This is a genomic window from Mesobacillus maritimus, assembly GCF_044803185.1.
In the GTDB taxonomy this organism is placed as follows: Bacteria; Bacillota; Bacilli; order Bacillales; family Cytobacillaceae; genus Mesobacillus_B; species Mesobacillus_B maritimus_B.
Genome location: NZ_CP085225.1, coordinates 2,123,710 through 2,136,358, shown reverse-complemented (window position 1 = coordinate 2,136,358; position 12,649 = coordinate 2,123,710). Strand labels below are relative to the sequence as shown.

Below are 12,649 nucleotides of genomic sequence, written 5' to 3'. Positions count from 1 at the left end.
TTCCTTAAAAAGTTCAACCTATGTAGTGTAACAGGATTCATTAGCTGAGGCTAGTGTTTCCCCTGAATTTTTTGACCATTTTCCCTTTAAAGGCTACGCGAAAAAACCTAGCCCATTTTTCCTCTGACCTCTATGTCCATTCCCTTTGCTTTATGCTTGTAAACCAAGAAAAAAATTTAAGTTTCTTTCTCCAACATCCCACAGCATCCTTCCTGATTCGATAATAGAATTTATCCAAATAGCTAGAGAAAGCTAGATTTACCGCAGTTCTCTAAGAAAATTGACGTTAAAAAGAGCAGTTTCAAACAAAGGAATTTACGGACTTATCATGAATTACCTACACATAGGGTAATATTCCCCTGCATCTTTTCGGAAAGGTAGTGATGAAGCATGCTATTTCTTAAACTACAGCGAAAGGTCCAAGCCCGATCCAACAAATCCGAAGGTGATGAAGTGAGGGAGGTCGTTCAATTAGTCCTCCACCGTGTAAAAGTGATGACGATGTTTCGAACAATGGAGAATGTAAAAGGAGCAGCCGAAAAACTGGCGAACCTAACCAACTCCGCTAAACAGGGACGTAGACTTGCTAGTCTAATCCGAATTCCAACCGAGGAAATGAAGAGAAGAGTCGGGGTATATTCCCCTGCGGCATTACAATTTATAGGTCCAGGTGATCGTTAACTAAATAAAGATAAAGGAAGGAGGAGATAAGCAGTTAAACGTGACAAAATGGGCTCAACAAAACAATTTAATATAGATAGATAAACCCTCATGCGGCGCTTGCTGCAGAAATAACGCTCCCCACTGGGGAGCGTTTTTATTTGGAATTAGGAATCTTTCCTTTGGTCATAAACTGGAAAACCTTGTCGTAAGTAGCTTCGTTTCTGCATATAAATCCTCATAAGGAGGGGATAGATGTGTTAGGGCTATGGCTGACAACGATTGGTGCTATGACCATTTTCTTCGCAATGCTTTACTTCTTCTTCAGATTTATCAGGGGCGCGGTCAATTCAGAGGATTCGATTAGGGTTGATAAATTACCAGAAAAGGATTCTTCTTAAGGAAAACGATGCGAAAGCGCATCGTTTTGTTGTGAAATTTGAAATTTTTAAAAAATCCAGTTCACTGACCTGAATTTTCCCTTGTACTTTTTTTCATTTCTTCTTCAACTATGACGAAATATTAATCCTCCAATACTATTTATACAGTTTGTCGTTTAATTAATTTCACATTGATCTCTTCGTGAGAAATAGTACAATTGTCTATTGCTTGAAGAAACAACCTTTCTCCTATTTCAACCAAAGGAATTTCAAGTGTTGTTATATGCATAATTTTTGCAATTGGTTGGTTATCGAATCCCACTATAGCAAGGTCATCAGGTAATAAAATTTCTTTTTCCTTACAGTAGGTGATAATTCCCGCCGCAACGATGTCGCTGGTAACCAGCAAAGCTGTTGGTGGATTGTCCATTCTAGTTAATTTTTGTACGACTTTTACTCCATCCTCAAATTTGAGACATTCAAAAAAAATATAATCAGGGTCAAATGACAAGTTTGCCTTATTCAAAAAATCTCTGTAAGCCTTCTCCCTTTGTTTGCTATTGGTTCCTGATTTTCTTCCCACACAATAGCCAATCTTTTGATGTCCCTTATTATAAAGATAATCTAATGCATTGGAGAAACATTTATAATGGTCAATGAATGTTGAAGATACATTTCGACCTCTCGAATCTTCGCAAAAAATGATTGGCCCGTATTCCACATATTCCTCTATAACATCCCATCCGCAACTTCTTGAACATATAATAAGTGCATCTATTTGCTTATGCTGTAACATCTCTAAGGCTTCAATTTCTCTATCTTCTTCATAATTGGTTTGAAATAGAACCAACTTGTAATTGTTTTTCACTGCTTCTTTCGCAATCCCCTCAACGAGCAACCCAAAGTAAGGATGATTTGTAAATGGAACCACGACCCCTATAAGGAAAGTTTTTCCTTTACTTAGGTGGACTGCATTAATATTACGTTGGTAATCGTATTCCTCCATAGCCCGTAGAACAGCTTCCTTTTTATCTTTACTTACATATGGATGATGATTTAACACACGAGAAACTGTCGTTACGGATACCCCAGCTAGTTTTGCAATATCTTTAATATTTGCCACAGTGATAACTCCTTAAACTTTTTTCTTGCTATGATACGCGTTTCATAAATTACACTGATTTCGAGTTTAATAAAGGAGGTACTAAGATGTCCATTATTATAAGTATTATGTGCTTACTATTCTTATGTAGTTCTGTTTTGATACTAGCATCAATTCCAATCTCTCAGTACACAAAAAAACATCCTGTAAAAAAGAAATTTGATAACAAGATAAATAATTATTACAGCATTTTATTTGATGTATTTTACCAATAAAAAACGACCATCAAATTCGAATCAATTTAATGGTCACACCATGTTACAATCTAATGTTTGTGATAGGTAACGGAACCCGTTTGGTGGAACTCATCTCGTAAATTTTATGCTTTTAGACCTAGTATCCATGGTACACGTTACCCCAAAAGGAATGGTCGACATTGGGAAACAATGGCCGGATTGTATATTATACATGACCGGCTTTTTGTAATCTGCTAGGATGTCTTTTAGCATTTCAATCACGGTATAATTTTCATCAACAGCATTGTGACAATCTGCGAAGTCTCCCACGATAAAGCCCGCAGCATCTTGTAATTTATTCGAATATTTTAGCTGATGCATCATACGATCCAACCTTCTTACACTTTCACCAATATCTTCGATGAAGAGAATTTTCCCTTTTGTATCCATCTCATACGGCGTTCCAATCATCGACGTTAGCAAAGCCAAGTTTCCTCCAACAATCGTCCCCTCAGCATGCCCCTCCACCATTACTTGAAAATCCACGCCCTCTGGATTCTCCAAGAGCAACTCGTTTTTCATCGCTAAGGCTGCTTCAAAACTCTGTTTTGTAAAACCATCAAAATCATGGAGCATATTCGATTTCACCATTGGTCCATGGAACGTAACGAGATTACACTTTTGATTAAAATTTACATGTAGGTTTGTGACATCACTGTATCCAACAAAAATTTTAGGGTGTTTGCGAATCAACTCGTAGTCAATTTTATCAACCATATGAGAACTTGTATCTCCACCTCGGATACACCAGATGGCTTTCACCTCTTGATTGGCAAACATTTGATGGAGATCATCCGCTTTTTCTTGCCCTGTTCCTGCGGAATATCCATGGGTTGACCGATAAACCGTTTTCCCCATCTTTACTTTGTAGCCCATGTTTTCAACAAGGTCTTTACATAAATCGGCTTCCTCTTTGGTAACGGGAGAAGAAGGTGCGATAATACCAACAGTATCCCCTTTTGTTAAGATGTTTGGAAAGTTCATGGTTCACCTCACAGTTAATAAAAGGCTGTTCAACAATAAAAAAACATAGCTCAATTAATCCCATTTATCTCTATAGCAAAGAAGTTTACTTCTATAACCATATAACGGGATGAGAAGGAAGATGACAGGAATTGTATTATAGAATTTACTTTGACTGAACCAATATCCCCAAAACAGTAACATTCTATTTAAAAGGTGATTTGTGATTAGTAGTATAATCAATCATGAAGAGAAAAATATTTTCCTTAGGGGTGTAACCATGAGTGTGATTCATTCACTTATCGAAACGATGCGTGGTCGACAGTCTATTCGGACATATGATACAAAATCTTTATCAGATTCAGATCAGAATAAAATTAACGCCTATTTAAAGGAAAGCCAGAATTTCATTGGACCCTTTGGTGGAACAGGACGAATTCATTTTGTTCCCGTGAACCACAATGTTACTGATAAAGGAATTAAACTTGGGACATATGGTTTCATTAAAAACCCAAAAGCCTATTTAGTAGGAACCGCAGTGAATGAAAAGTACGCACTAGTTGAGTATGCATACATTTTCCACCGAGCTACTTTATTCCTAACACAGCTAGGCATAGGCACATGTTGGATGGGTGGTACCTTCAATCGCAATTCCTTTGAGGAGGAAATTCAGTTAGCTGGGGAAGAATTCATCCCATGTGTTACCCCACTTGGGTACCCAAAAGATAAACAGCGCGTGTTTGATAAAGCGTTACGTTTCGTTGTAAAAGCAGATAATAAGAAACGCTGGGATCAGCTTTTTTACGATTCTACCTTTAAGAAAGCCTTAACCAAGGAAAAAGCTGAACAATTGGAAATCCCCATTGAAATGGTGAGGCTAGGACCATCTGCCTCAAATAAACAGCCTTGGAGACTCGTTTTGTCAGAAGACCGGAAAGTATGTCATTTTTATATTCAGCATACACCCAATTATAGTTCGAGTTTAGGCTATGATATGCAACTATTAGATATGGGAATTGCCATGTGTCAGTTTGAATTAGCTTGTAAGGAACTCCAAATAGCAGGAAGCTGGGAAATAGACGACCCTCAACTCCAATCAGGAAATGAACATACAGAGTATATTGTTAGCTGGAAGCGCGGGAAGTAATGACTGTACTGGAAATAATGAACGTAAAAAAGACAAGCAGGTCGTGGGTAGATCTGCTTGTCTTTCTATCTCAGCCTTTTCGCATTATCGGCTTCTAACCTGTTCTACATTATGCGTAACGAATCCCAGCCTGTTTAATTTTATTGATATCATCTGATCCACAAGGGGTCACCGCATAAGTCATTTCACATTTTGGACAGTTCATAATGACAGTTTCCAAGGTAAAAACTTCCCCACATTCACAGGCAATTTTATGGTGTACCGTTGGTGGAAGCAAATCTTTGCCTTTGCTTTTCACATGATCCACAATATCTCTTCCATCTTTTAATTTTGAAGAACAACCACAGCTCATCGATGACCCTCCAAAGAGTTATTATTTTACTTGTTCAATAGCTGACTTACTCCACGGGGCAAGCCCACGTGGTTTTACGGACAAATTCTATAACAAATTCAGAATACCATAGTTGAAATTTAAACCAGGGGCTTAAATGTCACAATGAAGTGAAATGTGAAAGGCGAAAAAAAGCCCGGCTAATCGTTAATTGATTTGCCTGGCTTTAAGTTTGAAGTGTTTTATTGCACATGTAGCCAGCGTTTAAAACGAATGCAAAATCGCCCTAAATAGTATTTACTTACTGAAAAGGACCTGTGTTCGTACCGCCAAAATCTTTCCGTGTTTGTGCATCTACTTCTGCCATTTTATCAAGTTGTTTATCTGTACTGCCTTCGGGTGGGACCATTCCTGATTTTTTCTCAAAATAAACGGCAATGGCACCGATTACTAAGACCGGAGTAAGCAGGATTAACCAAATCAAAAGAACAACACCTCGCCTTTCCACTATTTGTTAGTTTCATTATAACATTCATTCTGAAAGGAATTTCTTGTGTCTCCCCTTCCTTCTCAAAGCACGCATCCCTTAAAACTAATTATTGGAATAGATATTCCAGGGTGGCACTATATATTATGAAAGAACTTTTTTCATTTCCATCTTTTACAAAATCCTGCAGAAAAAAATAGAGAAATATTTTTAAATTTTCTCTTGCTATTTTTATTCCATGTTGATACATTATAGAAAGCGTTAATTGGAAAGCTAATATTCAAGGTATTCGGGTCTTTCCAAGCAGATAATTTTGACCACTTCTGAAAGGGAGTTAAGGCCATACGGACAGCCGGGTCAAATGCCGATTGGCAACTTAGTTTGCCTTATTGATTGAGTTAAAAGCTCAAATTTTATAAGTTGGTTACTTTACAACCAGTGCATATGCACAAAACTTGTGAAACGGTCAATAAGAGTACTTAGTAATTATTTGCTATATAGACTCTGAGTCCTATTATGATATATTTTGAATATTAAAGAGCTTCCTTCCAGCATGTCCTTGTGCTCTTTTTAAGGACGAATACATAATTGCTATCGTAAGGATGAACCATGCCTTTTTAATATTGATTATATCTAAAGCAAGTGTTGTGCGCATTATGCGTTTTGCACATGCTTTTTTTTGTTGTTTAAAAACTTATAGAGTGGGTATGGCAATAGACAGCTAAACTAGTAGATTCCTTACTAGTTCGTCAGGAACATGAGCTCTTTAAGTTGCAAAATCTATTATGTTAGGGGTTTTTATAATGGGAAAAGCGCTTATTATCGGTTGTGGTGGAGTGGCTTCCGTAGCCATCCACAAATGTGTTCAAAACAGTGAGGTCTTCGAAGAGATTTGTATCGCAAGCCGTACAAAATCTAAATGTGATGATCTTAAGGCGAAATTAGATGGTGGAAAAACAAAAATTACAACTGCACAAGTTGATGCAAATAATGTCGATGAGCTAATCGCTCTTATTGAAGAAGTAAAACCAGATATCGTGATGAACTTAGCTTTACCATACCAAGATTTAACAATCATGGATGCTTGTCTTGCAACAAAAACACACTACATGGATACAGCAAACTATGAGCCAGAAGATACGGCAAAGTTTGAGTACAAATGGCAGTGGGATTACAAAGAGCGTTTTGAAAAAGCTGGGATTACAGCTCTTTTAGGAAGCGGATTTGACCCAGGCGTTACGGGTGTATTCTCTGCTCACGCATTAAAGCATCATTTTGATGAAATTGAATACATCGATATTCTTGACTGTAATGCTGGCGATCATGGCTACCCATTCGCAACAAACTTCAACCCTGAAATCAATATCCGTGAAGTATCAGCAAACGGAAGATACTGGGAAAATGGTGAGTGGATCGAGACAGAGCCAATGGAAATCAAACGCGTCTATAACTTCCCTGAAGTTGGCGAAAAAGACATGTACTTGTTGTACCATGAGGAACTTGAGTCACTTGCGAAAAACGTACCAGGTCTTAAGCGTATCCGCTTCTTCATGACATTTGGTCAAAGCTACCTGACTCACTTGAAAGCTCTTGAAAATGTTGGCATGACGTCCATCGAGCCAATTGAATTTGAAGGCAAGCAAATTATTCCGCTTCAGTTCTTGAAAGCTGTATTGCCAGACCCTGCTTCACTTGGACCACGTACAGTTGGTAAAACAAACATCGGTTGTATTTTCCAAGGGAAAAAGGATGGAAAAGATAAGACTTACTACGTTTACAATGTTTGTGACCATCAAGCATGCTACCAAGAGGTTGGCTCTCAAGCCGTTTCTTATACAACAGGCGTCCCAGCAATGATTGGTGCGATGATGATCATGACTGGAAAATGGAATAAGCCGGGCGTATTCAATATCGAAGAATTTGATCCAGATCCATTCATGGAAGCATTAAATAAATGGGGACTTCCATGGCATGAAGATCTGAACCCAACTCTTGTTGATGAACCTAAGAAAGTGAAAGAGTACGTATAATAAGATGAAGTTCGAGGAATTGCAAACCCCAAGTTATGTAGTAGATGAAGCGCTTGTCGAAAAGAATCTTAAAATCCTAAAGGGCGTCATGGACCGTACAGGATGCAAGATTGTTTTAGCACAAAAGGCCTTCTCGATGACTACGATGTATCCACTCATTGCAGAGTACCTAAGTGGTACAACTGCAAGCGGGCTTTTCGAGGCCCGCCTTGGTTACGAGGAAATGGGAAAAGAAAATCATGTCTTCTCCCCTGCTTATCGCGAGGATGAAATTGACGAAATCATTTCTATTTGTGACCATATTATCTTTAACTCTTTCTCCCAATTGGAGAAATTTAAACAGAAAGCTTTGGATGCAGGTCGAAGTGTCGGCCTGCGCATTAATCCTGAATGCTCGACACAAGTTGGTCATGAGATCTACGACCCATGCACAACTGGCTCTCGCTTTGGGGTAACAAAAGAGCATTTTCGTCCTGATTTGCTTGATGGTGTGGACGGACTACATTTCCACACACTTTGTCAGCAAAACTCAGACGATTTGGAAACAACGCTAAACGCTGTAGAAGAAAAGTTCGGTGAATGGTTACCGCAAATGAAATGGATTAATTTTGGTGGCGGTCATCATATTACAAGAGAAGATTATGATATCCCGAGACTAGAAGCTTGTATTAAGAGAATGCAAGAAAAATATGGCTTGGAGGTTTACCTTGAGCCAGGTGAAGCGGTTGCCCTAAATGCTGGGTACTTAGTCACAACCGTCCTTGATACGATTCAAAATGGGATGGAAATTGCGATTCTTGATACATCTGCTTCCTGTCATATGCCAGATGTATTGGAAATGCCTTATCGCCCTCCCCTATTCGGTTCTGGGGAAGTTGGCGAAAAGCCATTTATGTATCGTCTAGGTGGTCAAACCTGTTTGACAGGCGATGTGATTGGTGATTATACCTTTGATCAGCCATTAAAGAGCGGCGATCGCTTAGTGTTTGGTGACATGGCGATTTACACAATGGTTAAAAACACCACCTTTAACGGCATGCCGTTACCTGCGATTGCGGTCAAAAAATCAGATGGAGATTGTCAGGTTGTACGCCAATTTGGGTACCAAGATTTTAAAGTGAGATTGGCTTAATCGACCTTTTCGATCATTTTATCACATACAAGTACTTAAACCAGATTCTTAACGGAATCTGGTTTTTTAATTTGCCCCATTAAATTTATATGATTTTTTTAAAAATTACATATTTTTCAACACGTTAATGTGTTAATACGTTATAATAGAAAGAAACTGGCAAAAGAAGATGATAGGGTGTTATACAAAAGCTTTGAATTTAAAAATATTTATGGTCAGAAGGTAAAGGTGGTTGATATCCCTGTATTAGGGATAGAGGATCGTCATTATTTTATTATACAAGTTCGGTTGCAAAACCTCGTTTCCTCTCTTTACGAAACGCCTCAACCAAAAAGCTGTTATTCCTTTCGTGACTATGTAAAACGAAAAATGAAGTGGTCTGATTTTGAAGAGATATTTACCCTCCGTGACTATAAAAATGCTTAGTTTACATACGGAAGCAAATCTTACTACAATAAAAAATGAAACGATGAAACAGAAAAGCTCGGTCCAATCTAGGATCGAGCTTTTCTTGAGTAATCGAGAAGCATAAATCTCTTCTATCCCTACCCTATTTCACAAGTTTCATGAGCTTTTCCGGGTCAAACCCGAGGACCCAGTGGCCGTTGACCTTAGTTTGTGGTACACCCATCTGCCCTGTTTCTTGCACTAGCTTTTGAGCGGCGACAGCGTCTTCCTGCACATTCACTTCTTTGTATGATAATCCTTGAGCCTCAAGGAATTCTTTCATCATGGTGCAGTACGGTCAAGTATTGGTTGAGTAGACGGTAATATCGTTCATTTGGTTTTCCTCCTTAAATTTTATATACCCTAATAGGTATTTTAATGTGTCCCGGTAAAACTGTCAATTTATCTGCCTGCTTTTATTAATGGCAGAATAGCCGAGGCACATCTTTGTTTTTCCCTATATGGGAATAAATAATTTGGCCGCCTTAATAATAAAAAGCAAGCCCGGAAAGGACTTGCCCATTTACTTACGCTGATTTCCTAAATTGTTCGACCTCTAATTTATTTTGCTTCTGCCCTTTGACAATAAAAGTTAAAATAAATCCTGCTACTCCCGCGAGAACAATCGTACCCACATTTAAACCTATGCCATTGATGGCAACATAGCCAATTCCACCAGCAAAGATCACATAGAACGTCATTGGAATGAGTGTCTTTCGAATTAAATTCCCTTCTTTTCCTATTAACCCTGCCGAAGAGGAAGCGGCAACAACATTGTGGACACAAATCATGTTTCCAGCAGCACCACCGACTGCCTGTAAGGCTACAATTGTGGCCGGTGCTGCAAGGATATTATCCGCCACACCAAATTGGAAGAGAGAGAACATCATATTGCTAATCGTATTGCTTCCGGCTGCAAAGGCCCCGATTGCACCAATGGTAGGTGCTACTAGCGGCCAATTGCCACCAAACGCGTTCGAAATTCCTTCCGCCAATGCAAGCGGCATGCTTGCATATTCTGCTGCATTGATTCCTGAATTGATAAACACCTGTACCATTGGGACAGCGAAAATCAACGCAGCCATTGCACTCACAATCGTTTTAAAAGAGTCTTTTACCGCACGCCCGTACTCTTTCATATTCATTTTAAAAATGATGATTGATAAAAGTGAAACTAAGATAAAAATAACTCCTGGAATATTTAATGGCTTCGATTCAATGGTAATCGCCGTGCCTAAAACGTTCTCAAATTTGACCACCCAAGCTTGAATCCACGCCGAGAATGGTAAGTATTTTAATCTAGTGACAACCAATAAAACAGCTACTAACAGGTATGGCATCCATGCAGCCACGAAGGAAATGCTTTTCTTCGGTTTTTCCGTTTCGTCAACCTGAAGGGAGCCCGTCCACGCTGGATCCCATTTCGAATTATCATCGAAATCCCAAGCTTTTTTAGGGATGAACCATCCTTTTTTAGCTGCCGGCACGACTATCGCTAAGCCGATTAATCCACCAACCAAGGAAGGGAATTCCGGTCCCAATAGGTTTGCGACCAACGCATATGGAACAGTAAAGGCGAAACCAGAAAAGATGGCAAACTTCCAAATCGCCAATCCTTCCGCAATCGATTTATTTTTCCCGAAAAAGTATGTCAGCATTGTCACCATAAATAACGGTATAAATATGCCGATTATGCCGTGGATAAGGGCAACTTGTCCACCAATGCCATTAATATATGCATCAAACGTTGTTCCTTGCTCCGCTATGTAACCTTGAACTAATGGCGAATCCTTTAATCCTGAATTCACACCGATTAAAATGGGTGTCCCAACTGCCCCATAGGAAACGGGGGTTGATTGCAGGATAAGCGCTACCATTACTGCTCCCATGGCAGGAAACCCGATGGCAACCAAGAGCGGACCAACAATGGTCGCCGGTGCTCCCCAACCAGCTGCCCCTTCTAAAAAGGAGCCAAATAACCAACAAACAATAATCGTCTGAACCCGGCGGTCTGGAGAAATACTTGTAAAACCTTTCCGAATCGTATAAATAGCTCCACTTTCTTTTAGCGTATTTAATAATAAAATCGCCCCAAATACGATGACCCCTACTTCAATCGCTGTCACAATCCCCTTTATACTTGCTGCAGCCACCTGATTTCCTGGCACTTTCCAAATAAACATCGCCATCAGAATCGTTACAACCAACGATATAGGCATTGCTTTCTTGGCAGGCCACCTTAAAATAACCAAAAATAAAAACACAGAAACGATAGGCAATGTTGCAATTAAAGCCAATGTACCAATAGCCAACTTCTATTCCCCCTTGTCTAAAAATCATTCCCCTTTTCACTAATCACATTAACAGGTCATCTGATGACATAATCCGTTAAACAATATTATTATAATTAAAACGCTTTCATACTACAATACTATTTAAAAATTATTTAAAAAAATAGAGTCTAATCGTTAAGGGGTCACCTTAACAATTAAACTCTATTATTATTCTTCTATTTCATTAAAGTATTTCATTAACACTACTTCTACGCATTGAAGATGAGTTAGCATTAATTTCTGTGCCATTACTCCGTCCCTTTGCTCAATTGCATTATAAATGCTTTGATGCCCCTGATTTAAACGACCCAAAGTGGATTTCTCAGAATAAAGCCAAAGCCTACGTGTTTCCCTCATGGTTCTGACCATCATTTCAGAGACATTGTTCATTAGGCTAATTAGCAATTCATTTTGTGAGGCTTTTGCGATAGCCAAATGGAAACGAAAATCCGCTTCTTCCCCTAGCTCCTCGTCATTTGCCTGTTTCATTTGTTCTAATGCCTCTTTGATTTCAACAAGCTGGCCCGCTGTCCATCTTAACGCTGCGGCCTCCACAGCTCCAACCTCCAGGATCCGGCGAACCTCAAGCAGATTTTTCACATCCGCTTTTTTCATTAAAACCGCTGCATGTACTGGAAGTGACAACATTTTAGAATCGAATTCACGTACATAAGTACCTTCCCCCTGATGCATTTCTACCAATCCCATCGCTCTTAAGGCACTTAATGCTTCCCGGACTGCTGAGCGCCCCACCTGAAAATTTTCTGCAATCTGTTGAACAGAATCAAGCTTTTCCCCAGGCTTTAACTGTCCGGATTTAATCATTTCCAAAATGGCTTCGGCAACTTGCTCGTATATTTTTCGTGGTTTAATTTGCTGATAGTTCAAAAGTACTCACCCCAATGTTTGTATAACTATGATTCTATAATATTCTGGTTAAAGCGACAATCTAATTTTGTAAGCGATTCCGTCATCGGTACCAAACTATTTTTCGCCTTCTAATTATTATAATCTTCAATAAATTGTTGAAAAATGACCCGTTTCCTTCTCCAATAAATCATATAATGGAATTGAAAGGAGGATTGTTATTCCCCATAACAAGCAGGGAGGGATTAAGGATGTTAAATATCGATTTTGATGATTTTTACAGGATATGTAGTGATTCGAACTTCGAGGGTGTGAAGGAAGATTTCATCATGATCTCTTGTAAACAATTACAATCAAACGAGACAAATCCGAATTATTCGAAAGCGCCAGGCTTGGAAGACTTCGAAGAAGGTCTAGAAGAATCTGTACCGACCGAGAAAAAAAGGGATCCAGTAGTTATACAATAACCAAAAA

14 protein-coding genes are annotated in these 12,649 nt (G+C 39.0%); 7 read left to right on the top strand and 7 right to left on the bottom strand.

Features of this window, described 5'->3' with window-relative positions:
* Window positions 1-390: 390 nt before the first annotated feature.
* Together LG336_RS10070 and LG336_RS10065 are read left to right on the top strand one after the other, a co-directional pair.
* Window positions 391-681: a hypothetical protein gene (locus tag LG336_RS10070; RefSeq protein ID WP_404332439.1), complete on the top strand. Its 291-nt coding sequence runs from the start codon at window positions 391-393 to the stop codon at window positions 679-681.
* 236 nt (window positions 682-917) lie between these two features.
* On the top strand, window positions 918-1,061 hold the full coding sequence (locus LG336_RS10065) for a hypothetical protein (protein ID WP_404332438.1): 144 nt from the start codon (window positions 918-920) through the stop codon (window positions 1,059-1,061).
* Window positions 1,062-1,200: 139 nt separating this feature from the next.
* Here LG336_RS10065 and LG336_RS10060 read toward each other — a convergent pair whose 3' ends face one another.
* Window positions 1,201-2,163: a LacI family DNA-binding transcriptional regulator gene (locus LG336_RS10060; RefSeq protein ID WP_404332437.1), complete on the bottom strand. Its 963-nt coding sequence runs from the start codon at window positions 2,161-2,163 to the stop codon at window positions 1,201-1,203.
* 344 nt (window positions 2,164-2,507) lie between these two features.
* A complete protein-coding gene (locus tag LG336_RS10055) occupies window positions 2,508-3,422 on the bottom strand; it encodes an LD-carboxypeptidase (protein WP_404332436.1) in 915 nt (304 codons plus the stop codon).
* 259 nt (window positions 3,423-3,681) lie between these two features.
* Here LG336_RS10055 and LG336_RS10050 point away from each other — a divergent pair, with 259 nt between their 5' ends.
* Window positions 3,682-4,548, top strand: a complete 867-nt coding sequence (locus LG336_RS10050; RefSeq protein WP_404332435.1) for a nitroreductase family protein — start codon at window positions 3,682-3,684, stop codon at window positions 4,546-4,548.
* A 109-nt stretch (window positions 4,549-4,657) separates the two neighbouring features.
* On the opposite strand, the gene LG336_RS10045 is transcribed toward LG336_RS10050, so the two are convergent.
* Together LG336_RS10045 and LG336_RS10040 are read right to left on the bottom strand one after the other, a co-directional pair.
* Window positions 4,658-4,900, bottom strand: coding sequence for a hypothetical protein (locus LG336_RS10045; RefSeq protein WP_404332434.1), 243 nt, complete (start codon window positions 4,898-4,900; stop codon window positions 4,658-4,660).
* Between the two features lie 280 nt (window positions 4,901-5,180).
* Window positions 5,181-5,363, bottom strand: a complete 183-nt coding sequence (locus tag LG336_RS10040) for a hypothetical protein (RefSeq protein ID WP_404332433.1) — start codon at window positions 5,361-5,363, stop codon at window positions 5,181-5,183.
* Window positions 5,364-6,169: 806 nt separating this feature from the next.
* Here LG336_RS10040 and LG336_RS10035 point away from each other — a divergent pair.
* The 3 genes from LG336_RS10035 (at window position 6,170) to LG336_RS10025 (ending at window position 8,954) form a co-directional block, all read left to right on the top strand.
* A complete protein-coding gene (locus LG336_RS10035) occupies window positions 6,170-7,396 on the top strand; it encodes a saccharopine dehydrogenase family protein (protein ID WP_404332432.1) in 1,227 nt (408 codons plus the stop codon).
* A 4-nt stretch (window positions 7,397-7,400) separates the two neighbouring features.
* A complete protein-coding gene (gene nspC / locus LG336_RS10030) occupies window positions 7,401-8,528 on the top strand; it encodes a carboxynorspermidine decarboxylase (RefSeq protein ID WP_404332431.1) in 1,128 nt (375 codons plus the stop codon).
* 177 nt (window positions 8,529-8,705) lie between these two features.
* On the top strand, window positions 8,706-8,954 hold the full coding sequence (locus LG336_RS10025; RefSeq protein WP_404332430.1) for a DUF2535 family protein: 249 nt from the start codon (window positions 8,706-8,708) through the stop codon (window positions 8,952-8,954).
* Window positions 8,955-9,078: 124 nt separating this feature from the next.
* On the opposite strand, the gene LG336_RS10020 is transcribed toward LG336_RS10025, so the two are convergent.
* The 3 genes from LG336_RS10020 to LG336_RS10010 all read right to left on the bottom strand — a co-directional run bounded on the left by LG336_RS10020 (window position 9,079) and on the right by LG336_RS10010 (window position 12,196).
* On the bottom strand, window positions 9,079-9,309 hold the full coding sequence (locus tag LG336_RS10020; RefSeq protein ID WP_404332429.1) for a glutaredoxin family protein: 231 nt from the start codon (window positions 9,307-9,309) through the stop codon (window positions 9,079-9,081).
* Between the two features lie 193 nt (window positions 9,310-9,502).
* Window positions 9,503-11,287 (bottom strand): L-lactate permease, encoded by a 1,785-nt coding sequence (locus LG336_RS10015; protein ID WP_404332428.1) that lies wholly within the window; start codon window positions 11,285-11,287, stop codon window positions 9,503-9,505.
* 189 nt (window positions 11,288-11,476) lie between these two features.
* Window positions 11,477-12,196 (bottom strand): FadR/GntR family transcriptional regulator, encoded by a 720-nt coding sequence (locus LG336_RS10010; RefSeq protein WP_404332427.1) that lies wholly within the window; start codon window positions 12,194-12,196, stop codon window positions 11,477-11,479.
* A 230-nt stretch (window positions 12,197-12,426) separates the two neighbouring features.
* Between LG336_RS10010 and LG336_RS10005 the strand changes: the two genes are divergently transcribed.
* The gene (locus LG336_RS10005; RefSeq protein ID WP_404332426.1) at window positions 12,427-12,642 is read left to right on the top strand and encodes a hypothetical protein; all 216 of its coding nucleotides are present in this window, start codon (window positions 12,427-12,429) and stop codon (window positions 12,640-12,642) included.
* Window positions 12,643-12,649 lie beyond the last annotated feature (7 nt).

Bases quoted from the DNA above. Each gene is read 5' to 3' on its own strand.
- LG336_RS10070 (WP_404332439.1), top strand. From the start codon at position 391: ATGCTATTTCTTAAACTACAGCGAAAGGTCCAAGCCCGATCCAACAAA.
- LG336_RS10055 (WP_404332436.1), bottom strand. From the start codon at position 3,422: ATGAACTTTCCAAACATCTTAACAAAAGGGGATACTGTTGGTATTATC.
- LG336_RS10050 (WP_404332435.1), top strand. From the start codon at position 3,682: ATGAGTGTGATTCATTCACTTATCGAAACGATGCGTGGTCGACAGTCT.
- LG336_RS10045 (WP_404332434.1), bottom strand. From the start codon at position 4,900: ATGAGCTGTGGTTGTTCTTCAAAATTAAAAGATGGAAGAGATATTGTG.
- LG336_RS10035 (WP_404332432.1), top strand. From the start codon at position 6,170: ATGGGAAAAGCGCTTATTATCGGTTGTGGTGGAGTGGCTTCCGTAGCC.
- nspC (WP_404332431.1), top strand. From the start codon at position 7,401: ATGAAGTTCGAGGAATTGCAAACCCCAAGTTATGTAGTAGATGAAGCG.
- LG336_RS10005 (WP_404332426.1), top strand. From the start codon at position 12,427: ATGTTAAATATCGATTTTGATGATTTTTACAGGATATGTAGTGATTCG.